The organism is Gordonia sp. KTR9 (assembly GCF_000143885.2).
Taxonomy (GTDB): Bacteria; Actinomycetota; Actinomycetes; order Mycobacteriales; family Mycobacteriaceae; genus Gordonia.
Window position 1 is genome coordinate 1,352,063 of sequence record NC_018581.1, and the last position, 26,086, is coordinate 1,378,148.

The window sequence follows — 26,086 nt, forward strand, 5'->3', positions numbered from 1 at the left end:
TGGCGGTGGCGGTGGCGGTGGCGGTCAGTGGGCGACGGCGGCTGCGCCGTGCTCGTCGATGAGGTGACCGGTGACGAACCGGTCGAGGGTGAACGGGGCGTTGACGGCATGCGGGGCACCGGTCGCGATCGTGTGGGCAAGGGCCCACCCGACCCCGGGGGTCGCCTTGAAACCGCCGGTGCCCCAGCCGCAGTTGAGGTACAGATTCTCGTACGGGGTGGCCCCGACGATCGGCGACGCATCCGGGGTGACATCGACGATCCCGCCCCACGTCCGGAGCAGGCGTGCCCGGCCGAAGACGGGGAACAGTTCGACCGCGGCGGCCATCTGACGTTCGATGATGTGGAATGCGCCGCGCTGACCGTAGCCGTTGTAGGAGTCGACGCCGGCGCCCATCACGAGTTCGCCCTTGTGGGCCTGGGAGACGTAGACGTGCACGGCATTGGACATCACCACGGTCGGGTGGATCGGTTCGAGGAGTTCGGAGACCAATGCCTGCAGGGGATGGCTCTGCACCGGCACCCGGAAGCCGAGCTGGTCGGTGAGGGTGGAGGTGTGGCCCGCCGCGCACAGCGCGACGGTGCCCGCGCCGATACGGCCGCGGGTGGTCTCGATCCCCACCACCCGGTCGCCGTCGGTGACGAATCCGGTGACCTCGCAGTTCTGGATGATGTCGACGCCCGCGTCGCTCGCACTACGGGCGAAACCCCAGGCGACGTAGTCGTGCTTGGCGATGCCGCCGCGCGGTTGGAAGGTGGCTCCGAGCACCGGGTAGCGGATGTCGGACGAGGTGTTGACGATCGGGCACACCTCCGCGACCTGCTTGGGATCGAGCCACTCGGCATCGATTCCGTTGAGCCGGTTGGCCTCCACGCGGCGGATGCTGTCGCGCACATCCTGCTCGGTGTGGGCGAGGTTGAGCACTCCGCGCTGACTGAAGAGGATCGGGTAACCGAGTTCGTCCTCGAGACCCTCCCACAGTTTCAGCGAGTGCTCGTAGATGCCGGCGCTCTCGTCCCACAGGTAGTTGGAGCGGATGAGGGTGGTGTTGCGGGCCATGTTGCCCCCGGCGAGCCAGCCCCGTTCCAACACGGCGACATTCGTGATCCCGTGCACGCGGGCGAGGTAGTGGGCGGTGGCGAGACCGTGGCCGCCGCCGCCGACGATGACGACGTCATAGGATGACTTGGGTTCGGCGTCGCGCCAGAGGAATTCGGGGTGATGGGGCAGGTGTGCGCCGGGGGGAAGGGTGGCGGCGGGGTGGTTTGTCATCGTCGGGTGTTCCTCAGAAATCGATCACTACCGGGGACAGGGGTTCGGCACAGCAGAGCAGGATCTTGCCCTGCGCGATCTCGCGTGGACGGATACCGCCCTGGTGGTTCATCACCACGTCGCCGGAGAGCTTGCGTACCTTGCACGATCCGCACAGACCCACTCCGCACGACGACGGGAGGGTGACGCCCGCCTTCGCGGCTGCGGCGAGAATCGTGGTGCCGGGGCTCACCGTGACCCGCCGCGCACGGCGCGAGAAGTCGACCGCGACACCGGTTTCGGTGTCCGGTTCGTCGGCCGGGAGGCTGAAGCCGAAGCTCTCCTCATGGATTCGCGCCAGCTCCGAGCCCGCGGCGACCAGCGCGCCACGGACCTCGCTGCGGAAACGCCCTGGGCCGCAGAGGAACACTTCGCGTTCGGCGAGGTCCGGGCAGACCCGCTCGAGCATCGCGCGGTCGATGCGTCCGCGGTGGCCGGTCCAGTCGGCGTGGTCCTCGGCGGCCATCCGCGTCGCCGCGAACGCCAGGGTCACATTGGTGTGCCGGTGTGCGAGATCCTCCAGTTCGTCTCGAAACGGGATGTCGTCGACGTTGCGGGCGCTGTGTACGAAAGCGATGTCGAGGGGGGACTCGCTGTCGGTCACGGCGCGCAGCATCGACATCACCGGGGTGATGCCGCTGCCGGCGGAGATGAACAGGTACTTCTCGGCCGGCCGGGCGGTGTAGGTGAACCGGCCGAGCGGGCCGGTCGCGGCGATCATCATTCCCTCGACCAGGTTGTCGTGCAGCCAGTTCGAGACATGGCCGCCGTTCACCCGCTTGACGGTGATCGACAGGTTTCCCGGTCGCGTCGGTGGTGAGGAGATGCTGTAGCAGCGCTGGACCGCCCGGCCGTCGATCTCCATGGTGACGGCGAGGAACTGGCCGGGGGCGAAGACGAGGGTCCGGTGTTCGTCGACCTCGTCGATCGGCCGGTCGACCGACTGTCCGGGGCCCGAACGCGGCGATCCGCCCGCCACCCGGAACGTGAAGGTGGCCATGTCCCGGGTGGTGTCGGTCCGGGACACACACTGCAGGAAGATGTCGTCGGCCATGGTTGCTCTCATGCGCTCGCGGCGTCGGACGCGGTGCCGGTGGTCGGGATGTCCAGCCGACGGCGGAGCATCGTGACGTACCAGTTGACGAACGCCTCCACCTGGAACTCCGAGGGGCCGTAGGGTCCGGGAACGTAGGCGGGACTGCTGATGCCGCTCTGGGCGAGCGCTACCAGGTCGGCGTCCTGCTGATTTGTCGTCTCCCAGACGCCGGTGAGGTGGTCGAGGTCGTAGTCGACGCCCTCGACGGCGTTCCGGTGGACGAGCCAGGTGGTGCGGACCAGGGTCTTGTCGGCGGCGATCGGGATGACCGAGAAGACCAGTGCATGGTCGCTGGTCACGTGCAGCCACATGTTGGGCTGGAGATGCATCGACAACCGGCCGAGCCGCGCCTCGCCGATGTCGGTCAGCAGACGGCCGCAGGCGGCGGACCCGTCGAGGGTGAACGACTCGCCGGCGAGGTCGAGTGCTTCACGCTCGACATGGAAACCCGTTGGGCGCGTGTCGAGTTGCTCGATCCGAGAATGGGGGAGGTCGTGGCGGTCCCAGATCTCGACCTGTTCGGAGGTGACCCGGCGATACCGGTCGTACACCGGCCCGAGGCGCGACGGGATGGACCCGGTGTCACTGTACCCCCAGGTCGGGAAGAAGACGTTGAGGAGCTCGGGATGCCCGTCGCAGTGGTAACACTCGCGGTTGTTCTCCATCGTGAGTTTCCAGTTGCCGTCCTCGATGAGGTCGGTCTGCTTGGCCACCTTGGCTTCGGCGAGGCGATGCGGGGCCAGGTAGGGCTCGACGATCGCGGCGACCTCGTCGATGTCTGCCGGCGGGTCGTCGGCCAGACAGATGAAGACGAGCCCGGCGATCGACCGAACGTGCACCGACCGCAGCGAGTAACACGATCTGTCGAACCCGGGGGCCTGGGCGTCGGCGAACTCCAGGCGTCCGTCCATGCCGTAGGTCCACGAGTGGTAGGTGCACACGAACGTCCCGGTCGAGCCGCTCGGGTCGGTGAGCAGGCGGGCTCCCCGATGCCGACACACGTTGTGGTGGGCGCGCACGCGGCCGTCGTCGTCTCTGGCGACGATGACCGACCGGGTGGAGAAGGTGATCGTGACGTAGTCACCGGGCTCGGCGATCTCCGCTTCGGTGGCCACGAAAAGCCATGATTTCGAGAAGATCTCGTCGACATCGAGGTCGAAGAAGTCCCGGCTCACATAGAACGGGGCAGGCAGGCTCTGGCCTGCGACGCGATCGGCGATCAGGGTGCGGGCGTCGTGTTCCGGTGCCCGCGCGGCGGCATGCGCGACGGATGAAGCGGTCATCAGCAGTGCGGACCTCTCTGCACAGTCGTGGTCGGGTCGAGGGGAATGTGTTGCGGCGCAGGGTCTTCGGCCGTGGATTGGGTGACCTTCGGAGTCGGCCGGGTTCGACGTCGGCCGGCTCGGACATCTCCTATGTTGTTGCGCACTACGCAACGTACCGCGCCTTGTGCAACAAGTGTGCGGTCTGGGCCTTGCGCTGTCAAGCCGGACGTGCGACTGTTCTCCACGAGCCGCAGACGTGTGCGGGAGATCATCGCGGACGGCCGCGACGCCGAAGGAGCAACCGCCTCCCGGGAATCTCTCAGGCCCAGGTACCGCACACCGAGGCAACTCTGGAGACGAATCCGTCAACGCAGCCGGATTGACCGAAGGTGGCCACCACGGTGGCGAAAACTCTCAGGTGCACGGACAGAGCAGGGAGGGCGGTCGAGTGCATCACTCGTCCGAGATCGGTTGGAGTACAACAATGTCCACTCTCGACACATTCGCAGTCGATGGCGCCGACATCACGTCGGCCGCCGCCGAACATCCTTTCCGTCCGGCCGGGGTCCGGTCGTGACCGTCAGCGTCTTCGAACTGTTCTCCATCGGCGTCGGACCCTCGAGTTCGCACACCGTCGGGCCGATGCGCGCGGCGCAGCGGTTCGTGTGCGGACTGGCCCGGACGGCCGATCTGCCATCCGTGTCTCACCTTGAGGTCGACCTCTACGGATCGCTCGCCGCGACCGGTGCGGGGCACGGCACCCTCACCGCGGTGTTGCTGGGTCTGGAGGGGCACGAACCCGAGACCATCACCTCCGAGACGAAGTCTCTCCGGATCGCGGAGATGGAGCGAACCGGTCGCATCCGACTCGGCGGCCTCGTCGACCTGGCGTTCACCACCGACGACATCCGCTGCCATCCCGAGGTCATGCGGCCGCGGCACCCCAATGCGATGGAACTCCGAGCGCACACCCGTGACGGCGCCCGCCTGCCGGTCGCGCGATTCTATTCGGTCGGTGGCGGTTTCGTGGTGACCGACGACGAGTTCGACCGACCGGCCGACGGTGTCGCCGTGCCCCTGCCCTACGGGACGGCGGCGGAGTTGCTCGCGATCTGTGCCGACGAGGGCAGCTCGATCGCCGAGGTCGTTCTGCGGAACGAAACGGCCACCCGGTCGGCCGACGACGTCCGCAGCGGATTGCTGCACATCTGGTCGGTCATGGAGCGCTGCGTCCACCGCGGTGTCACCACCGACGGTGAGTTGCCGGGGGGCCTACGGGTCCGCCGTCGGGCCAAGCAGTGGCGAGACAGTCTGCTGCGTGAGGACCCGTTGCGATCGGCGGCCCACGCCGAGGACTGGGTCAACCTGGTCGCGCTCGCCGTCAACGAGGAGAACGCGGCAGGCGGTCGGGTGGTCACCGCGCCGACCAACGGCGCGGCCGGGATCGTCCCCGCCGTCCTGCACTACGCCCGGCGCTACACACCTGTCGGCCGGGCCGACCCCGACGACGTCACCGTCCGGTTCCTGCTGACCGCGGGGGCGGTCGGTGGCCTCATCAAGTCGGGGGCGTCGATCTCGGGTGCCGACGTCGGCTGTCAGGGTGAGGTGGGCTCGGCGGCGGCGATGGCCGCCGCCGGACTGGCCGAGGTGCTCGGCGGTTCGCCCGCGCAGGTGGAGAACGCCGCGGAGATCGCGATGGAGCACAGCCTGGGGCTGACCTGCGACCCGATCGGCGGTCTCGTGCAGATCCCGTGTATCGAACGCAACGCGATCTCGGCCGGGAAGGCGATCAACGCCGCGCGGATGGCCCTGCGCGGCAACGGATATCACCTGGTCAGTCTCGACCAGGTGATCGCCGCCATGAAATCGACCGGCCACGACATGAACGCCAAGTACAAGGAGACCGCGACCGGGGGACTGGCAGTCCACGTGCCGCTGGGGGTGGTCGAGTGCTGACGTAGGCCGATCACCTGCGCCGGCTCTTGGTCAGCGCCACCGGGTCGAGCACGCCCCGCGACCAGTGCGCGGCCATCGCCAGGCTGGCCGCGCGGCCGGAATGTACATGGTGGAACGCCGATTCGGCTGCCCGGTCGGGATCATGGGCGGAGATGGCAGCGAGCATCTCTTCGTGTTCGCGGCACTGGACGCTCGGATCTCGGTCCTTGGTCAGGTGGAACAGCCACTGCGTGCGGGCTTCCAGGGGGCCGAGGACGTTCTCCAGCAAGGGGTTTCCGGCCAGATCGACGATGATCGTGTGAAACCGTGAGTTGGCGGCGGCGATGGCCGGCTTGTCGTCTCGCGCCGTGGCGTCGCGAGCGATCTCCAGTTGGTCGGCGAGCGAGGCGAGCCCGTCCGGCCCGGCTCGCTCGGCGGCCAGCCGGGCAGCCAGCACCTCGAGGCTCTCGCGGACGTCGAACAGGTCGCGGACATCATCGGCGGTGAACGGCGCGACGATCGCTCCGCGGCGGGGAACCATGACGACGAGTCCGTCCTGTTGGAGTCGCTGCATCGCTTCGCGGAGCGGGATACGCGACACCTCGAGCTCCACGGCGAGGTCCCGCTCCACCAGCCGGGTGCCGGGCGCCAGCTCGAGGCCGACGATCCGCCCGCGCAACACCTCGTAGGCGACATCGCTCAGCGACTTCTTCGTCACGGCGTCACTCCGATCCCGCTCGCTGCGTTCCCGGCGGTCTGCGGCTCTGGTCACGGCGCTCCCTTCTGGTGGCGAGGGCCAGCGTACCCCCGTATCGGATAACGGTATACCGTTAACTGCTCCCTTACGGACGCGTAATCGGATGGAAATGAACGGCGCGGATTCTCTTCGTAACGGTATACCGCTACGAGGTAGCCATCCCGACCAGGAGAGATCCATGAAACGTACCCTTCCCATCGCATTGATCGCTGCCGGCGCGCTCGCACTCGGGGTGTCCGGCTGCGGGTCCTCCGGCTCGGCGGCCGACGACGGCACACTGTCCGTCGGTGTCTTCCTCCCCGGCTCGGTCAACGACACCGGTTTCATGGAGTCGGCGTACGCCGGTTACAACCGGATCGAGGAGCAGCTCGGCGATCAGGTCGACATCAGCTACGTCGAGCAGGTCGCGACCGCCGACTATCAGCAGGCCCTGCAGCGGTTCGCCTCCGAGAACGAACTGGTGATCTCGGTGGGTGGGCAGACCGACGCCGACCTGCGCAAGGTCGCGCCGCAGTTCCCGGACGTGACGTTCGTCGAGATCGGCGGCCCGGCCGATGCCGAGCCCATGGAGAACCTCGCATACTACGACCCCCAGCAGGCCGAAGCCGAGTTCGTCGCCGGGGCGGCGTCGGCGGCGGCATCGAAGGCCGGCACGATCGGGTTCGTCGGCGGCGTGGAGCTCCCCGCGATCGTGAACGCGGCGAAGGCCTTCGAGAACGGCGCCGAGTTCATCGAACCCGGCGTCAGGGTTCTCGCGCCGCAATATGTCGGCGACTTCAACGATCCGGCGAAGGCCAAGCAGGCGGCGGCGGCCGCCTACGCCGGTGGCGCCGATGTGCTGAGCCAGATCGTGAACCTCGGCAAGCAGGGCATCGAGCAGGCCGCGAGCGAAACCGGTAACAAGATCAGTGGCGGTCCCATCCCGGGTGACTGCACCAACCCGGTGTACAGCGGTTACGTCAAGACCGACATCGGCGCGGAGGTCGAGTACGCGGTGCGAGCGGTCCTCGACGGCACGTGGGAAGCAGCGCAGGTCCCGTTCGGTCTGACCAGTGACAAGGGCGGCACCGACTACGTCGTGTGCTCGACCGATCCGGCGGTGGCGCAAGCGGTCGAGCGCGCGAAAACCGCCATCGCCGACGGCTCCGTCGCGCCGTACTGAGGCCGACGACGATGACGAACACCGCGGATATCACAGTGGCAGGCGCGGATTCGCTGCTCACGCTCGACTCGGTGGCGAAGACCTTCGGTACGGTCCGCGCGCTCCACGACGTGACCATGTCGGTCCGTGCGGGTTCGGTGCACTGCATTCTCGGTGAGAACGGTGCGGGCAAGTCGACCCTGTGCAACACCATCTTCGGCACGGTGTCGCCCGACCGCGGCCGGATGATCCTCGCCGACGACGAATATCGTCCGCGTGGCCCGGCCGACGCCATCGATTCCGGGGTGGCCATGGTGCATCAGCACTTCTCGCTGATACCGACCATGACCGTTGCCGACAACCTCGTCCTCGGTTCCGGGGGTTTCCGGCCGCCGCTGCGGCGCCTGCAGGGCGACCTCGATCGGATCGCCGACGACTACGGTCTGAAGGTCGACCCGAGCGCGATGGTGAAGGACCTCAGTGTCGGTGCGCGGCAACGCGTCGAGATCGTCAAGTCGCTGCTGACCGACCCGCGCCTCATCCTGCTCGACGAACCGACGGCCGTCCTCGACCCGGCGGAGATCGACGCGCTCATCGAGACGTGTGGGGCGCTGGCCTCGGCCGGGAAGTCCGTGGTGCTGATCACCCACAAACTCGGTGAGGTTGCGCGCGTTGCCGATGAGGCCACCGTGCTGCGGGCCGGCACCGTCGTCGGCGGTGGACCGCTCTCCGACGTCAGTCGCGAGGAACTGCTCGAGATGATGCTCGGTGACGCCACACCGCTCCGCGACGCCGCGCGGCCGGCCCGGTCACGAGTACCGGACGCGCCGATCTGCCTGCAGGTCAACGGTGTCCGGGTGACCCACCAGGACGGTCGCGTCGCGCTCGCAGGCGTGGACCTCGACGTCCGCGCCGGCGAGATCGTCGGCATCGCCGGTGTCGAGGGCAACGGCCAGTCCGAACTGACCTCGGTGTTGTCGGGCGCCCTACGGCCGGACCAGGGAACCGTGACGATCGACGGCGAGGATCTGACTGCGGCGACGCCGGCACGCCGGACGCGCGCCGGGCTGGCGGTGATCCCGGAAGACCGGCACGCCGAGGGCATGATCGGCGCGATGAGCATCGCCGAGAACCTGGCGATGCCCCGGTTGCGGCATTACCGACGGTGGGGGCTGCTCGACCGGTCCCGCATGATGGCCGACGGGCGTACCGCGATGAGCGAGTTCGACGTCCGCGCACCCGGCCCGCATGCACCGATCGGCAGTCTGTCCGGTGGAAACCAGCAAAAAGTGGTCCTCGCACGCGAACTCACGACACCCGGACTGCGCGTCGTGGTCGCCGCGCAGCCGACCCGCGGACTCGACGTCGGCGCTGTCGCGTTCGTCCTCGACCGCCTGCGCGCAGCCGCCGACGACGGCGCCGCCGTCCTCGTGACCTCCAGCGAGCTCGACGAGCTGCTGGCGGTGTGCGACCGCATCGTCGTCGCTTACCGGGGTGCCCTCCACGGCTCCGTCGACGCCCGATCGCCAGAAGCCGCTCGCACCATCGGCAACCTACTCACCGGAGTCGAATGATGGACACCGCCAACACACCCATGCGGTCGCGTCTGTCGACAGCGACCATCAGTCCCCGAAACCCCGTCATCGTCGGACTCGGCGCCGTCGTGATCGCGGCGGTGGTGGGCCTCGCGCTCGCCGCCGCGGCCGGTGCGAATCCGGCCACCGTGATCCAGGCACTGATCGACGGCACGCTGGGATCACCGTTCGCGGTGGGCACCTCGATGAACAGCGCCGCGGTACTCATGCTGGTCGCGATCGGTTTCACCATCGCGTACCGGGCCGGACTCGTCAACGTCGGCGGCGAGGGGCAGATCTGCCTCGGCGGCATCGCCGCGACGGCGGTCGGGGTGTCCCTCCCGGCGGATGTCCAGCCGGTGCTGGCGATCCCGCTGACGCTGGCCGCGGCCGTACTCGGCGGAGCCCTGTGGGCGGCGATCGCCGCCTGGCTCAAGGTCCGGCGCGGCGCCAGCGAGATCATCACCACCCTGCTGCTGAACTTCGTCGGACTGGCGATGGTGGTTCTGATGGTGCACGAGGAAGGTCTGTTGCGGCAGCCGATGACGTCGTCGGAGACGTTGCCACAGTCGGAGTCCCTCACCGATTCGACGCATCTCCCGCTCCTGGGCCTGGCGAAGAACCCGGCCACGATCGCGATCGTGCTCGCCGTCGTGCTCGCCGCGATCGTAGGGATCATGTTGCGGCACAGCGCTGTCGGAATCCGGCTGCGGGCCGTGGGGTTGTCGCCGTCGGCGGCGGCGCGGTTGGGCGTGCCCATCGACCGCACCGCGTTCCTCGGTCTCACCGCTGCGGGCGGATGTGCCGGTCTGGCCGGCGGTCTGCTCGTCACGACTGCACCGTTCGTGCTGGCCGAAGGATTCTCGTCCGGGTTCGGTTTCAGCGGGCTCGTCGTCGGGTTGCTGGCCCGGGGGTCGATGATCGCGGTCGCCGGGGTCTCCCTCCTGTTCGGGTTCCTCGTCTCCGGGGGGATCAACCTGCAACTCGAGGCGGGCGTCCCGTCCTCGACCATCACGGTGGTCCAGAGCGTGCTCATCATCCTGATCGCCGCCACCGCCTGGTGGGCATCGACCGGGCCGGCGACGAAGCCCACCGCAGCCGCGGACACACGCGCCGGCGACTCGAACACCACCGAAGAGGTGCCGGCATGAACGCCACGATGATCACCGAGATCTTCACCAGCGGGGCAGCATTCGCGATTCCCCTGCTACTCGCCGCCACCGGCGAGTCCATCAGCGAACGAGCCGGCGTCCTCAACCTCAGCATGGAAGGAATCATGCTGTGCGGCGCCTTCACCAGCGTCCTCGCATCCGTCACCACCGGATCCGCGGTCCTCGGGGTCCTCGCCGGAATCGGCGCCGGACTCGTCTTCGGAGTGATGAACGCAGTGCTCAGCGTCCGGTGCCGAGCCGACCAGATCGTCATCGGTGTGGCGGCGAACGCGCTCGCGCTCGGCCTCACGACCTTCGGTTCGCGCATCCTGCTCGCCGACGGCAAGGGCAACAACATCCCTGCTTTCGACGATGTCCACATCCCCGTCCTGAGCGACCTTCCGGTCGTCGGCCCGGCACTGTTCGGACAGACCCTGCTCGGATATCTGTGCCTGGTGGTGGTCGTGTGCCTCGCCGTCCTCTTCTCCAGCCGGACCATGATGGGCATCCGCGTCGACGCGGTCGGCGAGGATGCGACCTCGGCGGGTTGGACCGGACTGGCGGTCAACAGGATTCGGGTCCTGGGCGTGATGATCGCGGCCGGCAGCGGCGGACTGGCCGGTGCGCAGCTGGCACTGTCGGAGGTCCGGTCCTTCAGCGAGAACATGACCGCGGGCATGGGTTATCTCGCCGTCGTCGCGGTGATCGCCGGTCGCTGGAAGGTCACCGGAATCGTCGTCGCCGCCCTGTTCTTCGGAGTGGCCCGGGCGTTGCAGTTCGCGCTACCCGCACTCGGGGTCGACATCCCGTTCGCGCTGCTGGTGATGCTCCCGTACATCATCGCGATCGTCGCCGTCGCCGGCCTCGTCGGCGGCCGCAAGGCGCCGTCCTGCCTCACCGTTCCCTACGTCGGCCGTGTCTGACGCGCCCGAAACCACCTGAGAGAGAGACCCTTCCCATGGCCATCGTCCTGACCCACTCCGATGTCACCGCCCTCATCGACCGTGCGGCTGTCGCCGCCGCGGTCGAGCAGGCGCACATCGACCTGTCGACCGGTTCGGCCACCAACCCCGCGCCGGCGATGCTGCCGATCGACCGGGGAACCGTGCTGCCGATGGCGGCATCGGCCCGCCGACACCGTGCCAGCGCGGTGAAGATGCTGTCGGACATGCCATTCAACCGCGAGTCGGGTCGCCCGGCGCAACGGTCGACGATCTTGCTCATGTCCGCCGACACCGGTGAATGTGAGGCGGTGATCGACGGGCGGCTGATCACCGCGGTTCGCACCGCCGCCGCGAGCGCCGTCGCGACCGCCCATCTCGCCCGGACGTCGAGCGCGGTGCTGGGCCTGATCGGTGCCGGCGCGCTGGCGGTCGAGCACGCCCGGGCGATCGCGCGGGTCCGGCCGCTGGAGAAGGTCTTCGTGTGGTCGCGGAGCATCGAGACGGTGGATCGGTTCCGCACGGCGATCGCCGACCTCGATCTCGATGTGGAGCCCGCGGATTCACCGCGCCACGTGGTCTCGACCGCCGACATCGTGTGCACCCTCACGCCCTCCCGCGAGCCGATCGTCGACGGCGCGTGGTTCCGTGCCGGCCTGCACCTGAACGCGGTGGGTGCGCCGCCGAGAGCCGATCATCGGGAGGTCGACGGCGCGGGTATGGCCGCCGCTCGTGTCGTGGTCGACAGCCGCTCGACGGCGCTGGCGAAATCCGGCGACGTCCTGCTCGCGATCGAGGAGGGCCACCTGGCCGCCGACGACATCGCCGTCGAACTGGGCGACGTGATCGTCCAACCCTCCCGTGGGCGGAGGGACGACGAGGAGATCACCCTGTTCAACTCCGTCGGAATCGGGTTGCAGGACCTCGTGACGGCACGGTTGCTGGTCGACGCGGCGCTGGAGCAGGGAGTCGGTACGCGGGTGGAGCTGGCCGGATGACCATCTCCGACCGGGAACGAGAGTTGTTGCGGCGCGCCATCGAACTGGCCGGTGAGGCCGGCGAGAGAGGCAACCGACCGTTCGGCAGCGTGATCGTCGTCGACGACGTCGCGGTGGCCGAGGGGCGCAACGAGGTGAGCTCCTCCGGGGACATCAGTGCCCACGCCGAACTCGTCGCACTCCGCCGAGCGATCACCGACGGGCACGGCGAACGACTCGCGGGCGCGACCGTGTACGCGAGCGGGGAGCCCTGCCCGATGTGTGCCGCGGCATGCGTGTGGGCGGGTGTCGGCCGGATCGTGTTCGCCGCGTCGACCGCGGCGTTCACCTCGGTCATCCCGGACGGTCCGCACTTCCGGCTGTCCTGCGCGGAGATGATCGCGTCCAGCGACGCCGCGATCGTCGTGGACGGACCGCGGCTCGAGGAGGAGGCGTTGCCGGTGATGTCGCGGTACGCCGGTTAGCGTCTCGGCGCTAGTCGCCCAGCACCCGGCGCAGGTACTCGTTGGCGAACACCCGGGATGGGTCGTATCGATCACGCACCGAACAGAATTCGTCGAATCGGGGATAGACGGCGCGGAGCTGCTCGGCGTCGCGGGTGTGCATCTTGCCCCAGTGCGGCCGGCCGCCCAGGCCGGCGAGGATGGCTTCGACGTCGGCGAAGTAGGCGTCGGAGTCGGCGGGATCGTCACGATGGTAGCGATGTACGGCGATGTAGCCGCTGGTACGGCCGGAGGCCGTGGACAGCATGAGGTCGTCCGCGGCGGCGGCACGGACCTCGATGGGGAAGCTGACGAGGTAGTCGCGCCGGTCGAGGAGCGCGCGGATCTCGGTCAGTGCCTCCGGCACGGCGGCGAGGTCGACGGCGTACTCCATCTCCCGGAACCGGACGTCGCGGTCGGAGACGAACACGCCGGTGGAGGAGTCGGTGAACTCCCGCGCGGAGAGTGCGCGACCGGTGACACCGTTGATGGCCGGTACCAGCTTGGGTGCGCGCGCCCCGATCTCGCACAGCAGGCGGAGCGTCTTGTTGCTCAGCAACTCGTCGTCGATGTAGCGCCTGATGCGTGAGGGACCGGTGAGGGGAGCGTCGGCGCCGACCCGGGTGTTCGTCTTGACCAGGGCGCAGTTGGTGTGCGGGAACAGGTAGAACTCGTGGTGGTCGGTGCTCGCGACGCGTTCGTGGAAAGAGGCGATCGCCGCGTCGGCCGTCTCGGGGCCCTCGACGGCGTGCAACCGGAACTCGTCCACACACTCGATGGTCAGTTCCACGAGGACCCCGAGCGCGCCGAGGCCGAGCGCGACAGCCTTCAGATCGGTGTCGTCGGCGGTCAGGGTGACGATGTCCCCGGTGCCGGTGACGATTGTCGCGCCGACGATCTGGGTGCTGATGCCGCCGAAGGCGAGACCGGTGCCGTGGGTCCCGGTCGAGGTCGCGCCGGCGATGGTCTGACGGTCGACGTCGCCGAGGTTGGTCATCGCGAGTCCGAACGGCGCCAGTAGTCCCGGGATCTCGTGGAGGTGGGTCCCCGCGCGCAGCGTCACGCGCCGATCGTCGACGCCCACCAGGCCGCGCAGTCCGGACAGCTCGAGTTGCACGTCGTCGGCAACGGCGATGGGGGAGAAGCTGTGTCCCGCGCCCACGGTCTTGACCGTGCCACCGCGCGCGGCGGCCTCGCGGACGAGGTCGGCGACCTCGGCTGCACTCGCCGGGCTCTCGACGCGGCGGGGTGTGCATCCGGCGGTACCGCCCCAGTTGTGCCAGGCGGGTGTCGAACGCGCAGCGGTCCCGTTCACAGGAAGCACTTGCCCTCTCCTCGATAGGTCGGCACGACCTCGCTCACCGTGGCCCGCCCGGCGTCGTCCCGATCGACGATCGCGACCTCGCGAGCCCGCTCGCACACCTCGCCGGACTTGGTGTGCCGGAACCACACCCGGTCCCCGACGGCGATGTCGTCGGCGGCCGCACCCCGCAGCGGGGTCTGCACCTCACCGGCCGTCTCGGTGCCGATGTACTCGAGTCCGGTCGGCCACACCGGTTTCGGCAACCGGTCGGCGGCGGGTGGGCCGGACGCGATCCAGCCGCCACCGGCACAGGTCACGATGCCGGGAGCCGGACGACGGACGACATCGAGACCGAAGGACAGTGCGGGCGCGGGACGGAACCGCTCGTATCCGTCGAACAGATGCCCGCCGAACAACCCACTGCCCGCAGCGATGTCGGTGACCGCGCGGTCGCGTGCCGTCTCCTCGAGGGACCCGGTGCCGCCACCGTTGACGAAGTCCAGATCCGCCATCTGACGCAGTTCCGCGATCACCTTGCCCCGGCGCCGCCGCAACTCGGCCATCGAGCGGCGCTGCATCGCGCGGACGGCGCGGTTGGCCAACGCCTTACCGGGCACCGCATCGGCCACCCCGGCCACCTGCGCCTCGTAGGACATGACCCCGACGAGGTCGAAACCGGGCCGCGCCACGATGGCTCGTGCGAGCTCGAGTGCGTCTCGGCGCGAGTGCACCGGCGAGCGGCGAACACCGATGTGTACCCGCCCGCCGAGCACGCGGTACGACGCGTCGAGATCGATGGCGACGCGGATCGGTGTACGGGCACCGGCGGGGACGACGGAATCGATGATGTCGAGCTGGTCGACGGAGTCGACGAGCAGGCTCACCCGGCTCGTCGCGACCTCGTCGGTGACCAAGGCGGCCAGCGCATGTCGTCGGACGCTGGGATAACCCATCAGCACCTCGCCGATCCCCGACTGCGTGGCGAGCCAGTGGGCTTCGGCGAGATCGTAGGCGAGAACTCCGTGAAAGCCGTTGCGCCCGACGACGTCCTCGATGACCGACCGCACCCGGACGGACTTGCTCGCGAGGCGGATCGGGACGCCCCCGGATCGTCGGATCAGATCGGCGGCGTTGTGTTCGAGCGCCGCACGGTCCAGGACGAGGACCGGCGCGTCGAGCCCGGCGTCGGCGACAGCCTGATCGATCGCGGCCCAGTAGGCGCCGGGATCGCGCGCCCATACGTCGAGGGCGGTCCGGCTCCCGGTCGTCGGAACACCGTCAGTCGAATCTGACATGGGTCATCAGCTGATCGGTGATGGAGCGGATGATCGCGTCGACGACCTTGTCGTCGGCGGTGCTGAGATAGATGAGCGTGATGGAGTTGGTGGCCGCGATGACCACCGGACCCAACTCCTCGACGGGTGTTGTCCACACCACGCCGGTGAGGTCGGTGATGGACTGCAACCCCGCCGAGGCCACCCGGTAGAGCTGCTCGTACATGTGTTTGCCCACCTGCTGCAGTTCAGGGTGGTTGTGGGCATAGATCCCGAGTGCGATGGCCGCCTGCATGCGGCCCGGATCGGCTTTGAGCAGATCGTAGAAGGCCCGGAACTGGCCTTCCATGTTCTCCCGGATGTTGGCGATGTCGGGCGTCGGCGAGTACACCGCGCCGGGCAGCAGGGTGTGCAGCATCCGCTCGATGTCGGTGGGCACGGCCGTCTCCATCACCGCGCACAACAATGCGGTGCGGCTCTCGAAGGCGTAGTGGAAGCTCGCCAGAGGCATGCCGGCGTGGGCGCAGATACGACGAGTCGTCGCGCCCTCCACGCCGTGATCGGCGATCACGCGGTACGCCGATTCGATGAGTGCGCTTCGACGTTGGTCGACGGACATCCGTGCCACTTCGGTGACTTTCTGACCACATGCGCCGGCGCATGCACGGTGGACAATGCTCGCCGCAGCCTATCAGTGCCGGTGAGGCGCACAATGCGCTTCACGCGGAAGAAATCGCAGATCACACCGGTGGGCGGCCGGCCGGTGCGCCCAGATGACCGCGGTCTCGTCCTCCCGGCGGAATCCGCCGGACGCACTACTGTGTGAACGTGACCTCCACGACCGGTAGAAAAGGCGCGACCGACCTGCGTCGTGATGTCCTCGCGCGGATGGGTTCGGCGGGCGTGGCGGTGGCCGATGCCGTCGTCGGACGGCTCGCCGCCGAGGGACTGGGCCCCGCCCGCGCGCTCGGCGCCTCCCGCGCGGAGATAGCGCCGCACGTGCTCGGGAGCCCGCACCAGCGCGACGGTGCCTTCGACAACCCGGAACCCCCGTCGATCGTCGACCCGAGCCTGCAGGTCCTCACCGACATGGCCCGGCGGCCCGGCCGGCCCCGCCGACCGATCATGGTGACGGTCCCGCGGTTCGAGGCGCCCGCCGACCTCGCCGTCACCTGGCTCGGGCACGCCACCGCCGTCGTCGACATCGACGGCGCCCGCATCATCACCGACCCCGTGCTCAGCCGTCGCTGTTCGCCGAGCCGGCTCGTCGGTCCCGGGCGCATGCACGCGGCGCCCGTGTCGCCGTCGCAGCTGCCGCCGCTCGACGTCGTCCTGATCAGTCACGATCACTACGACCATCTCGACATGGACACCGTCACGGCCATCGCCGACACCCAGCCCGACGCGGTGTTCGTCACGACGATCGGGGTCGGCGCGCACCTCGCTTCCTGGGGCATCGCCGAAGACCGCATCCGGCAGGCGGATTGGTGGGACGAGGTCGTCGTGCCGACCGGTGCGGGCGAGTTGCGGTTCACCTGCGGTCCGGCGCGGCACTTCTCCGGCCGCCGGCTGGAGCGGAACCTCACCCAGTGGGGCAGCTGGGCCATCGCGGGCCGAGACCACAAGGTCTTCTTCTCCGGGGACACCGGGCACAGTGAACGTTTCGAGGATGTCGGCGCCCGACTCGGCCCGTTCGATCTCACCCTCATCGCCGTCGGGGCCTACGACGTGATGTGGCCCGACATCCACGTGAACCCGGAGGAGGCTCTCTCGGTTCACCGGATGGTCTCGCCCGGTTCGGGATCGGACTCGGTGTTCGTGCCCATCCACTGGGGGACGTTCAACCTCGCGCGCCACCCGTGGGGGGAGCCCATCGCACGTCTGCAGGCGGAGACGCGGCCGGACTCGCCGACGATCCTGGTGCCGCAGCCCGGTGGCACGATCGACCTGACACACCGGACCGGTACCGGTGTGGCACAACCCGGTTGGTGGGAGGCCTCGGCGTGAGCGTACCGACTCCGGTCGCCAGTCCCGGTCTCTCCGCGGCCCAGGTCGCACAGCGGGTCGCCGCCGGCCAGGTCAACGCGCTGCCCGACCGGTCCGGTCGCAGTGTGTCGGACATCGTGCGCGCGAACGTCTTCACCCGGATCAACGCGATCCTCGGGGTGTTGTTCGCGATCGTCGTGTTCACCGGATCGCTCATCAACGGATTGTTCGGGCTGCTGATCATCGCCAACTCGGGCATCGGCATCATCCAGGAGATCCGCGCCAAGCGGACCCTGGACAAGCTCGCCATCGTCGGCCAGACCCGACCCCGGGTACGGCGCGACGGCACGGTGACCGAGGTGCCGCCGGATGAGGTGGTCCTCGACGACATCATCGAGATCGGTGCGGGCGACCAGATCGTCGTCGACGGCGAGGTCATCGAGGCGACCGCGCTCGACGTCGACGAGTCGCTGCTCACCGGCGAGGCCGACCCGATCGACAAGGACCCGGGTGCCGAGGTGCTCTCGGGCAGTTTCGTGGTCGCCGGCGGCGGCGCGTATCGCGCCACCAAGGTCGGTGCCGACGCCTACGCCGCGCAACTCGCCGCGGAGGCGTCGAAGTTCACCCTGGTCTCCTCCGAACTGCGCTCCGGGATCGACCAGATCCTGCGGGTCATCACCTGGTTGCTGATCCCGGCCGGGATCCTGACCATCGTCAATCAGCTCTTCATCAGCGACAACGGATTGCGGCGGTCGTTGCTGGGCATGGTCGCCGCGCTGGTGCCGATGGTCCCGGAGGGGCTGGTCCTGATGACCTCGATCGCCTTCGCCGTGGGCGTCGTGCGCCTGGGCCGGCGACAGTGTCTGGTGAACGAGCTCCCGGCCATCGAGGGACTGGCGCGCGTCAACGTGGTCTGCGCGGACAAGACCGGGACCCTGACCGAGAACGGGATGCGGCTGGCCGAGGTGCGGACCCTCGGGGCGGTACCCGGCGAGACCGTGGCCCAGGTGCTGGCCGCGCTCGCCGCCCATGACCCACGCCCCAACGCCAGCATGATCGCGGTCGCCGAAGCCCACCCGGTCGCTCCGGACTGGACGGTGACGGCCATCAAACCGTTCACCTCGGCCACCAAGTGGAGCGGGATGTCGTTCCGCGGGAACGGCTCCGGCGCGCCGGCCGGGGACGACAGCGGGCACTGGCTGATCGGTGCGCCCGATGTCCTGCTCGATCCGGAGGGCGAGACGGCCCGCCTCGCGTCCGACATCGGCGCCGCCGGACTCCGCGTGCTGTTGCTCGCGTGCACCGACGCGCCCGTCGACACCGAACCCGCACCTGGCCAGGTCGCACCGGGGACGGTCTCCCCGGTCGCCCTCGTGGTTCTCGAACAACGGGTCCGGCCCGATGCGCGCGGCACGATCGATTACTTCGGACAGCAGCATGTCGCGGTGAAGGTCATCTCCGGGGACAACGCCCGGTCGGTGGGCGCCGTCGCCGCATCCCTGGGCCTCGGATCGGCCGAAGAGTCGGTCGATGCGCGTGAGCTGCCCGCCGAGACAGGCGAACTCGCCGACGTCGTCGAACGCGGCGTCACGTTCGGTCGGGTGCGGCCCGACCAGAAGCGCGCCATGGTGAAGGCGCTGCAGTCGCGGGGCGACACCGTCGCGATGACCGGTGACGGCGTCAACGACGTCTTGGCGCTCAAGGACGCCGACATCGGCGTCGCGATGGGATCGGGTAGCTCCGCGGCCCGGTCGGTGGCACAGATCGTGTTGCTGGACAACAAGTTCGCCACTCTGCCATATGTGGTGGGCGAGGGCCGTCGGGTGATCGGCAACATCGAGCGCGTCTCGAACCTGTTCCTCACCAAGACCGTGTACGCGGTCCTGCTCGCGCTGTTCGTCGGAGTCGGCGGGCTGCTCGGCGCGGTGTTCGGGTCGGATCCGCTCAGCTACCCGTTCCAGCCGATACACGTGACGATCTCGGCATGGTTCACCATCGGGATCCCCGCGTTCGTGCTGTCGCTCGCGCCCAACAACGAGCGGGCCCGCCGCGGTTTCGTGCGCCGGGTGCTGCTCAGCGCGGTGCCCAACGGCGTCGTCGTCGGTCTGTGCACTTTCGTGACCTACCTGCTCGTCAACCCGGGCGGCACCGGTGTCGAGATGGGGGGCGACGCCGTCGACCTCTCGCCGGCGCAGACACAGGCCGCCACCGCGGCGCTGATGACGCTGATCGCGATCGCGGTGTACGTGCTCGCCGTGGTCGCCCGTCCCTACAACTGGTGGAAGCTCGTGCTGCTGGCGGTCTCGGCCGGCGCGTACGTGCTGATCTTCGCGTGGCCGTTCACCCAGGACCTGTTCCGGCTCGACTCCTCGAACTGGGGGATGAACTCGGTGGCCCTGGTCTCGGCGGCAGTCGGGATCGCGTGCGTCGAGGTCGTCTCGCGGGTGGCGCCCAGGTGGATCGCCGCGCACGGGGACGACGCGCAGCACGGCAGTGCTGTCGCGTCCGACGGATAGAATCGGCGGCAAGCTGTCGGAAGACGTCCGGCACGTCGATCAGAGGAGACGCGATGGATCTCAAGGGACTCGTCAACAAGGCCAGGGCCACGCTGCAGAAGAACCCGAACCTGATCGAAAAGGGTGGTGACGCCCTCGACAAGGTCACCAAGAACAAGTACTCGGGTCAGGTCGACAAGGCGCAGGACGCGGTGCGCAAGGCAGTCGGCGCGCCAGGGCAGAACCCGCGTCAGCAGAATCCGCCCACCAACCCCACCAACCCCGGGGAGCCGCTGCCGGGTCAGCAGAGCCCGCAGCCCCAGAACCCCCAGCACCCGCAGAAGTAGTCCTCAGAGCTCTGCTCGCGGGTGCCGGCGATACGCCGACACCGTCGGGTCCCCGTCGATCCAGAACCGCCACGGGCGATCGGCGGCCCGGCGGACGCCCACCCGCGGGCCCGCGACCACGCGTTCTCCAGGGTCGGGCGTGCCCGGCTCGAGGACAACCGGACTCGACGGGTCGGTGAGATCGGTGGCCAGGTCGGTCATCGTGATCCCCAGGGCGCGGCACAGATTGCCCGGGCCGCTCGCGAGCCGACCGTCGGGGATCGGCCCGACGCGGGTCACACCGCGTCGGAAGCGCGCCACGTCGGCGCCGTCGAGCACCTCACCCGCGCGCAGCAACACCGCAGCTGCGGGTCCCGGACCGGCGACGACGACGTTCGCGCAATGGTGGCCGTGGATGCGATAGACATACAGCCGGCCCGGCGGCCCGTACATGATCTCCGAGCGAGCCGTTCGGGTGTAGGCATGCGACGCCGGGTCGTCGGGACCGGCATACGCCTCGACCTCGGTCAGGCGGATCGTCACGCCGTGCCCGGTCAGGTGTGAGCCCAGCAACGAACGTGCCTGTTCGGCGGCGGAGGCGGGGGCACTACTCTCTTGGGTCATGGCGAAGACGAGTGACTCCATCGGCGTTGATCTGTCACCGGAAGATACCTGGGCCGCGGCATCCGATCTCTCGCGGTACGGCGAATGGCTGGTGATCCACGAGACGTGGCGCAGCCCCATTCCGGCGGCCGCCGAGCTCGGCAAGGGGACCGAGATCTCGTCGATCGTGAAGGTCAAGGGCACGCGCGTCCGCTTCGACTGGGTGGTCGAGAAGTTCGAGCCGGTCTCTCATGTCCGCCTCAAGGGGAACGGCAAAGGCGGGGTCAAGGCCAAGCTGGATCTGGGCATCGCTCCCACTTCGAGCGGATCGGAAGTAACCTTCACTGTTGATCTGGGTGGGCTGCCGCTGATCGGGCCCGTGGGTAAGACCGCGGCCATGGCGGTGTCGGGGGATCTGCGTAAGTCGCTGCTGAAGTTCCGCGAGGTGTTCGGCTGAGCCACGCGTAACCGTGTGAGGTTCGCGAGCGCGGCCGCCGATGCGTCGATGCGTCGGGCGGTGACCACGCGAGAGGCAGGTCTGCAGGCCGCCGTACGAGGGGAACGGGGAAGAAGACAATGGGGCGTCACAGCTCCGGTGCCGATCGCGCCGGAAACGAGTGGAACGGGAACGAGCGGACGGGCGGGGCGGTCCCGCGTCGTGCCCAGTCTCCGTCGAACAATGCCCGGTCAGAACCCGAGGACGATTTCGGTTTCGACCATCGCGAGACCGACGGGGGCCGTCGCGGCGGATGGCTGTGGGCGGGTGCCGTCCTGCTGGTCGTCGTCGCTCTGGTCACCGGCGTCATCATCTGGCAGACGAGTTCGGATGGCTGCGGTGAACGTACCCGGTTGGCCGTCGCGTCGGACTCGGCGATGACGGGTCCGCTGCGTGAGGTGGCGCGTCAGGCGTCGGCGGATTCCTGTTTCGACTACGACGTGCAGACGGTCGCCGGTGCGGACGTGCCCGGGCTGCTCACTCAGGGCGCTGCGGCTCCGGACCTCTGGGTCGCGGACTCGCAGGTACAGGCCCGCCGTGTGACGACCCAGGTGCGACGTGAACTCGACATGGTGTCGCCGTCCATCGCGTCGACCCCGACTGTCGTGGCCGGCACCGACGTGCCCGAGTTGGGCACCTGGGTGGAGGTCATGAAACTGCCGGATCTGCGGACCGGCAGCCCCGTGGACACCAGCACGGGAGACGCGCCGATCATCGGCGCGCTCGCGGCGGTCGACTCCGGCGAACTAGCCGACGAGGACTTCACCGAGGCGATGACCATCCTCGCCATCCAGCAGAACAACGCGCGCCTCGCCAACGACAACGAGGGCACACGTCTCAACCTCGCCAACACCTCCGGCGTCCCGGTGGTCACCACCGAGCAGCAGTTCGACCTCTTCATGCGGACCCATCAGGGCTCCCAGCTGACGTCGACGATCCCTGCGGCGGGCACCGTGATGCTCGACTACCCGCTGGTCAACACGGCACCTGCGGCTCGTCAGCAGGCGGCCGCCGACGCGGGGACGGCGCTCGTCACCGCGCTGAAGACCGATGCCGGCCGAGCGGCGCTGACCGACTCCGGATACCGCGACGCCGACGGGAACGGCGTCGGGCAGCCGGTCAAGGAACTCGAACTGCGCGACCCGTCGTCGGTCGACAAGGCGCTGCGGCAGTGGCAGGTCCTCGGCGTGCCGATCCGCTCGCTGGTCGTGCAGGACACCTCGGGATCGATGGAGACGGCGGCCGGCGGGACGACCCGCGCGGGCCTGCTCATCGACGCCTCGCAGACCGGGCTCAAGCTCTTCCCGAACAACACGATGATCGGCGGCTGGGCCTTCAGCGTCGACAAGGGCGGACCCGGGCAGGACTGGGTGGAACTCGCACCGATCCGGCGCCTCGATGCCCGCTCGGGGAGCGGTACACATCGTGACGCACTCGGCCGGGCCGTCGAGGAGGGACTGTCGGATCTCGGTGGCGGAACGGGCCTGTACGACACGACCCTCGCCGCGTTCAAAAGGGTGCAGGACACCTACGACCCGAACTACTCCAACAGCGTCATAATCATGACCGACGGACAGAACGAGGACCCGAACAGCATCACGCTCGACAATCTGCTCGCCGAGCTGAAGCGCCTCGAGGATCCGGCACGTCCGGTGCTGGTGCTGACGATCGGCATCTCCGACGACGCGGATTCCGATGCGCTCGAACAGATCGCGGAGGCCACGGGTGGCACCGCCTACGTCGCGGAGAACGCGGCCGACATCCGCACCGTGTTCGTCGACGCCATCCAGGCGAGGGTCGCGGCCGCCGGGCGTTGAGACCCGGTCTCGGCCGGCGCGTCGGCCGTCGCCGGGACTATTGGGCGCGCACTCGGCACAATTGGTGCATGACGCACATCCCAGAGACGCCCAAGACCCTCGCACCCAGCGCACTGACCCACTCGGTGTCCCCGAGTCCGACCCGACCGTCCCGGGGCTCGTCCGCCCTGGCCCGCACCGGCGGCATCGTCGCGGCGATGGCGGCGGCCGGGCTCGTCGTGGGCGCGTGTTCGTCCGAGGACTCCGGGTCCGGAGGGTCGACCACCGGCACCACAGCAGCAGATTCGGCCGCGACCGAGGTCGCCGACACCGGCTCCGGCGAGTACAAGGACGGCGAGTACACCGCGCGTGGTGAGTACATCTCGCCGGGCGGTCCGCAGAGTGTCGGCGTGACCGTCACGCTGTCGAACTCGGTCATCACCGCGGTGTCGGTGGACACGAGCCAGACCAAGGGTCCGTCGCTGGAGTACCAGGGCAAGTTCGCGGGCGGTATCTCAGACGTCGTGGTGGGCAAGAACATCGACGAGATCGAGGTCGACAAGGTGTCCGGCTCGTCCCTCACGTCCGGCGGCTTCAACGACGCGATCGCCCAGATCAAGGAAGAGGCCCAGGCCTGACCTCCCTCGGCACCGCGGATCACTGGGCTTTCGAGGCGATCGGCACCCGGTGGACGATCAGCACCCCGGAGCCGCTGCCCGCCGACGTCGTCGGCGCGGTGGGCGTCGAGATCGACCGGATCGACCGGGCGTGGTCACGGTTTCGGGACGATTCGACGGTCGCGGACATGGCCAGGCGGGCGGGCCGATACCCGATCGCCGCCACCGACCAGCCGCTCGTCGACTGGTATCGCCGTCTCTACGACCTCACCGGCGGTGCCGTGTCGCCGCTGGTGGGTCAGACGCTCGCCGACGCGGGTTATGACGCGGCATACTCGCTGCGCGCATCGGCGCAAGTGCCGGTGGCCCCGGCCTGGGACGCCGTGATCGGCGAGCACGAGGGCGCACTGGAGATCCGCGAACCGGCGTTGCTCGACGTCGGTGCCGCCGGTAAGGGATTCGCGGTCGATCGGGTGGCGGAGATCGTCGGTGAGAGCTTCGACGACTTCGTGGTCGACGCCGGTGGCGACATGGTGATCTCGCCGCGCTCCCGGGGGCTGCGGGTGGCGCTGGAACATCCGTCGGACCCGACGAGGGCGATCGGGGTCGTGTCCGTCGCCGGTGGCGCGATCTGCGCGTCGGCGAGCAACCGGCGGGTGTGGGCCGACTGGCATCACATCGTCGACCCGCGAACCGCCTCGCCCGCACGGGAAGTTCTGGCGACCTGGGTGATCGCGCCGTCGGCGATGGAGGCCGACGGCCTCGCGACGGCGCTGTTCTTCACGCCGGCGGCGTTTCTGCGCGGCGACTTCGACCACCACCGTGAGGGTTTCCACCACGTGACCATCCGACGCAACGGGAGTGTCGAGCACACCGCGATCCCCGGATTGGAGTTGTTCCTGTGACAACGCTTCTGCCGCAGCTTCTCTCGCCGATCGATGCCACCCGGCGACACCTGACTCCGTATCGGGCGGTGCTGTGCGGGTTGGTGGTGCTGGCGGCGGCTGCCTTCGTCGTGTCCGCGACCGACTCCGATTTCGGCTACGGCCCGGGCGACCTCGCGGTGTGGCTGTCTGTCGCGGTCGGGGTCAGCGCGGTGGTGAGCTATGCATGTGCCGGTGTGCTGCGGGTGCCGCCGAACTCCGATTCGTGGCTGATCACGGGACTGATCCTGTTCTTCGTCCTGCCCGGTGGCTCTGAGGACACCGCGGTGGCCACGGTGGCGGTGGGCGCCGCGATCGCCGCGGCGTCGAAATACGTTCTCGCGTGGCGTCGTCGGCTGATCGTCAATCCCGCGGTCGCGGGCGCGATCGGTTGTTATGCGTTGGCCTACGCCGGTGTCGAGGGCATCAGCTTTCCCTTCTGGTGGGTGGCCGCCGAACCGCTTCTCGTGCCGATGATCGTCGTCGGCGCGATCGTCGTGACGCTGATCCGCGACTGGCGGATGGCTCTGGTGTTCATCGGTGCCTCGCTCGTCACGATCGGGGTCGTCGAGCTGGTCCGGGGTGGGCAGGACCTGTCGACGTGGATCGTGTCGAGTCCGATGCTGTTCGTCGCGGCCATCATGCTGCCCGAACCGCTCACGTCGCCCGCCACCGGAATCCATCGTCTCGTCTACGCGGCCCTGGTGGGTGCACTCATGCACTGCCAGTACACGGTCGCGATCACCGACGCGTACACGTTGGCGTTCGTGCCCGAGGTCGCCTTGCTCGTCGGATGTCTGTACGCCTTCGCCGTCCGGCTGGTGACCGGGACCGCGCGCCGGGTGCCGCTCGATGTGGTGACCCTCCCGGTCGCCGACCGAACCTACGCGGTGCGAGGCGAACCGGTCGGTGCCCCTGCGTTGTTCCGGGCGGGGCAGTGGTCGAGCGTCAGCGTGCCGCGATGGTCGGCGCCGGTGTGGTCGGGTTCGCGGCGGGTCTTCTCGTTCGTGTCCGCTCCCCGGCAGCAACCGGTGGAGTTCGGTTTCACCGTCGCCTCGACGCCGTCCGCGTACAAGGCGGCACTGGTCGAGGGGACCGCGCGCCGCGCCTACGTCGACAACATCGGCGGTGACTTCGTGCTGCCCCGGGCATTTCCGTCGACGGGCTCGGTCGTGTTGATCGCATCCGGGATCGGGATCACGCCGTTCGTGTCGATGGTCCGGGAACTCGTGCAAGCGGGGCCGGACGGAGACCTCTCCCGTCTGACGGTCGTGCACGTCCTGCGGGATCACCGACGCGCGGTCTACGCCGACGATCTCGACAGAGCCCGGGCGGCGAACGCGCGCGTCGTGACCGTCGACGCGCCGGAGCTGGCCGACGGCATCGACGATCCGGCCCGGCTCGCCGACCTGCTCGGTCCCGACGCGGCCGGCGCACACTATTACGTGTCCGGCACACCGGCGTTCGTCGAACGGACGTCCGCGGCGATCCGCCGCCTAGACGGTTCCACGAGGACCCAGCCCTGGCGTGTGCACGCCGACTCGTTCTCCGGGTACTGAATCCCTGCGAGACGGCGATGCTCGTCGTCTCGCTGTAGACCGCCCATCTCGGTGGCC

At 68.9% G+C, this 26,086-nt stretch carries 24 protein-coding genes and 1 riboswitch; of the genes, 15 read left to right on the forward strand and 9 right to left on the reverse strand.

What is annotated here, in order from left to right; genetic code table 11:
• Nucleotides 1-24 precede the first annotated feature (24 nt).
• From KTR9_RS06885 to KTR9_RS06895, 3 genes are read right to left on the reverse strand one after another with little or no spacing between them, the layout of a single operon-like run.
• Entirely contained in the window at nt 25-1,272 is a 1,248-nt protein-coding gene (locus KTR9_RS06885; RefSeq protein WP_014925786.1) for a sarcosine oxidase subunit beta family protein, read from the reverse strand.
• 13 nt (nt 1,273-1,285) lie between these two features.
• Complete coding sequence (locus tag KTR9_RS06890; protein ID WP_010843558.1) at nt 1,286-2,365, reverse strand: hybrid-cluster NAD(P)-dependent oxidoreductase; 1,080 nt, start codon at nt 2,363-2,365, stop codon at nt 1,286-1,288.
• Nucleotides 2,366-2,373: 8 nt separating this feature from the next.
• A complete protein-coding gene (locus KTR9_RS06895; protein WP_014925787.1) occupies nt 2,374-3,690 on the reverse strand; it encodes an aromatic ring-hydroxylating oxygenase subunit alpha in 1,317 nt (438 codons plus the stop codon).
• A 233-nt stretch (nt 3,691-3,923) separates the two neighbouring features.
• A riboswitch (glycine riboswitch) is annotated at nt 3,924-4,017 on the forward strand.
• A gap of 228 nt (nt 4,018-4,245) precedes the next feature.
• On the opposite strand from KTR9_RS06895, the gene KTR9_RS06900 reads away from it, so the two are divergent.
• Nucleotides 4,246-5,628 carry an L-serine ammonia-lyase gene (locus KTR9_RS06900; protein WP_044506116.1) on the forward strand — a complete coding sequence of 461 codons (1,383 nt, stop codon included), beginning with the start codon at nt 4,246-4,248 and terminating at the stop codon, nt 5,626-5,628.
• A gap of 10 nt (nt 5,629-5,638) precedes the next feature.
• Here the strand turns inward: KTR9_RS06900 and KTR9_RS06905 are convergent, their stop codons facing one another.
• The gene (locus tag KTR9_RS06905) at nt 5,639-6,379 is read right to left on the reverse strand and encodes a GntR family transcriptional regulator (RefSeq protein ID WP_014925789.1); all 741 of its coding nucleotides are present in this window, start codon (nt 6,377-6,379) and stop codon (nt 5,639-5,641) included.
• A 163-nt stretch (nt 6,380-6,542) separates the two neighbouring features.
• Here KTR9_RS06905 and KTR9_RS06910 point away from each other — a divergent pair, with 163 nt between their 5' ends.
• The 6 genes from KTR9_RS06910 to KTR9_RS06935 are packed head-to-tail and all read left to right on the forward strand — an operon-like array spanning nt 6,543 to nt 12,633.
• Nucleotides 6,543-7,526 (forward strand): BMP family ABC transporter substrate-binding protein, encoded by a 984-nt coding sequence (locus KTR9_RS06910; protein WP_044506118.1) that lies wholly within the window; start codon nt 6,543-6,545, stop codon nt 7,524-7,526.
• A gap of 11 nt (nt 7,527-7,537) precedes the next feature.
• Nucleotides 7,538-9,079, forward strand: coding sequence for an ABC transporter ATP-binding protein (locus tag KTR9_RS06915; protein WP_014925791.1), 1,542 nt, complete (start codon nt 7,538-7,540; stop codon nt 9,077-9,079).
• Complete coding sequence (locus KTR9_RS06920) at nt 9,079-10,230, forward strand: ABC transporter permease (RefSeq protein WP_083888938.1); 1,152 nt, start codon at nt 9,079-9,081, stop codon at nt 10,228-10,230. Before KTR9_RS06915 ends, KTR9_RS06920 begins: the two co-directional genes overlap by 1 nt.
• A complete protein-coding gene (locus tag KTR9_RS06925) occupies nt 10,227-11,153 on the forward strand; it encodes an ABC transporter permease (RefSeq protein WP_014925793.1) in 927 nt (308 codons plus the stop codon). Before KTR9_RS06920 ends, KTR9_RS06925 begins: the two co-directional genes overlap by 4 nt.
• A gap of 35 nt (nt 11,154-11,188) precedes the next feature.
• Nucleotides 11,189-12,169, forward strand: coding sequence for an ornithine cyclodeaminase family protein (locus KTR9_RS06930; RefSeq protein WP_014925794.1), 981 nt, complete (start codon nt 11,189-11,191; stop codon nt 12,167-12,169).
• Nucleotides 12,166-12,633: a nucleoside deaminase gene (locus KTR9_RS06935; RefSeq protein ID WP_014925795.1), complete on the forward strand. Its 468-nt coding sequence runs from the start codon at nt 12,166-12,168 to the stop codon at nt 12,631-12,633. Before KTR9_RS06930 ends, KTR9_RS06935 begins: the two co-directional genes overlap by 4 nt.
• A 10-nt stretch (nt 12,634-12,643) precedes the next feature.
• On the opposite strand, the gene KTR9_RS06940 is transcribed toward KTR9_RS06935, so the two are convergent.
• The 3 genes from KTR9_RS06940 to KTR9_RS06950 are packed head-to-tail and all read right to left on the reverse strand — an operon-like array spanning nt 12,644 to nt 15,856.
• Entirely contained in the window at nt 12,644-13,966 is a 1,323-nt protein-coding gene (locus KTR9_RS06940; protein WP_443134921.1) for a D-arabinono-1,4-lactone oxidase, read from the reverse strand.
• Complete coding sequence (locus tag KTR9_RS06945) at nt 13,963-15,249, reverse strand: alanine racemase (RefSeq protein ID WP_014925797.1); 1,287 nt, start codon at nt 15,247-15,249, stop codon at nt 13,963-13,965. Before KTR9_RS06945 ends, KTR9_RS06940 begins: the two co-directional genes overlap by 4 nt.
• Nucleotides 15,233-15,856, reverse strand: a complete 624-nt coding sequence (locus KTR9_RS06950; protein WP_010843570.1) for a TetR/AcrR family transcriptional regulator — start codon at nt 15,854-15,856, stop codon at nt 15,233-15,235. Before KTR9_RS06950 ends, KTR9_RS06945 begins: the two co-directional genes overlap by 17 nt.
• A gap of 194 nt (nt 15,857-16,050) precedes the next feature.
• On the opposite strand from KTR9_RS06950, the gene KTR9_RS06955 reads away from it, so the two are divergent.
• Genes KTR9_RS06955 through KTR9_RS06965 form a run of 3 tightly spaced genes read left to right on the forward strand, consistent with a single transcriptional unit; the run spans nt 16,051 to nt 20,056 of the window.
• The gene (locus KTR9_RS06955; RefSeq protein WP_014925798.1) at nt 16,051-17,235 is read left to right on the forward strand and encodes an MBL fold metallo-hydrolase; all 1,185 of its coding nucleotides are present in this window, start codon (nt 16,051-16,053) and stop codon (nt 17,233-17,235) included.
• Nucleotides 17,232-19,730, forward strand: coding sequence for an HAD-IC family P-type ATPase (locus KTR9_RS06960; protein WP_014925799.1), 2,499 nt, complete (start codon nt 17,232-17,234; stop codon nt 19,728-19,730). The genes KTR9_RS06955 and KTR9_RS06960 overlap by 4 nt, the downstream gene beginning before the upstream one ends.
• A 53-nt stretch (nt 19,731-19,783) precedes the next feature.
• Nucleotides 19,784-20,056 carry an antitoxin gene (locus tag KTR9_RS06965; protein WP_010843573.1) on the forward strand — a complete coding sequence of 91 codons (273 nt, stop codon included), beginning with the start codon at nt 19,784-19,786 and terminating at the stop codon, nt 20,054-20,056.
• A gap of 3 nt (nt 20,057-20,059) precedes the next feature.
• On the opposite strand, the gene KTR9_RS06970 is transcribed toward KTR9_RS06965, so the two are convergent.
• Entirely contained in the window at nt 20,060-20,680 is a 621-nt protein-coding gene (locus tag KTR9_RS06970) for a DNA-3-methyladenine glycosylase (protein ID WP_044506119.1), read from the reverse strand.
• Between KTR9_RS06970 and KTR9_RS06975 the strand changes: the two genes are divergently transcribed.
• From KTR9_RS06975 to KTR9_RS06985, 3 genes are all read left to right on the forward strand, one after another.
• Nucleotides 20,658-21,095, forward strand: a complete 438-nt coding sequence (locus tag KTR9_RS06975; RefSeq protein WP_010843575.1) for a type II toxin-antitoxin system Rv0910 family toxin — start codon at nt 20,658-20,660, stop codon at nt 21,093-21,095. The two genes, KTR9_RS06970 and KTR9_RS06975, sit on opposite strands and share 23 nt — an antisense overlap.
• A gap of 119 nt (nt 21,096-21,214) precedes the next feature.
• Nucleotides 21,215-22,951, forward strand: coding sequence for a substrate-binding domain-containing protein (locus tag KTR9_RS06980; RefSeq protein ID WP_014925801.1), 1,737 nt, complete (start codon nt 21,215-21,217; stop codon nt 22,949-22,951).
• A 68-nt stretch (nt 22,952-23,019) separates the two neighbouring features.
• On the forward strand, nt 23,020-23,568 hold the full coding sequence (locus tag KTR9_RS06985; protein ID WP_193363232.1) for an FMN-binding protein: 549 nt from the start codon (nt 23,020-23,022) through the stop codon (nt 23,566-23,568).
• Between the two features lie 19 nt (nt 23,569-23,587).
• Here the strand turns inward: KTR9_RS06985 and KTR9_RS27920 are convergent, their stop codons facing one another.
• Nucleotides 23,588-23,737 (reverse strand): hypothetical protein, encoded by a 150-nt coding sequence (locus KTR9_RS27920; RefSeq protein WP_238554164.1) that lies wholly within the window; start codon nt 23,735-23,737, stop codon nt 23,588-23,590.
• Between KTR9_RS27920 and KTR9_RS06990 the strand changes: the two genes are divergently transcribed.
• Both KTR9_RS06990 and KTR9_RS06995 read left to right on the forward strand, forming a co-directional pair.
• Nucleotides 23,667-24,452 carry an FAD:protein FMN transferase gene (locus tag KTR9_RS06990; RefSeq protein WP_238554063.1) on the forward strand — a complete coding sequence of 262 codons (786 nt, stop codon included), beginning with the start codon at nt 23,667-23,669 and terminating at the stop codon, nt 24,450-24,452. The two genes, KTR9_RS27920 and KTR9_RS06990, sit on opposite strands and share 71 nt — an antisense overlap.
• A complete protein-coding gene (locus KTR9_RS06995; RefSeq protein ID WP_014925804.1) occupies nt 24,449-26,029 on the forward strand; it encodes an FAD-dependent oxidoreductase in 1,581 nt (526 codons plus the stop codon). The genes KTR9_RS06990 and KTR9_RS06995 overlap by 4 nt, the downstream gene beginning before the upstream one ends.
• The last annotated feature ends 57 nt before the right edge of the window (nt 26,030-26,086 follow it).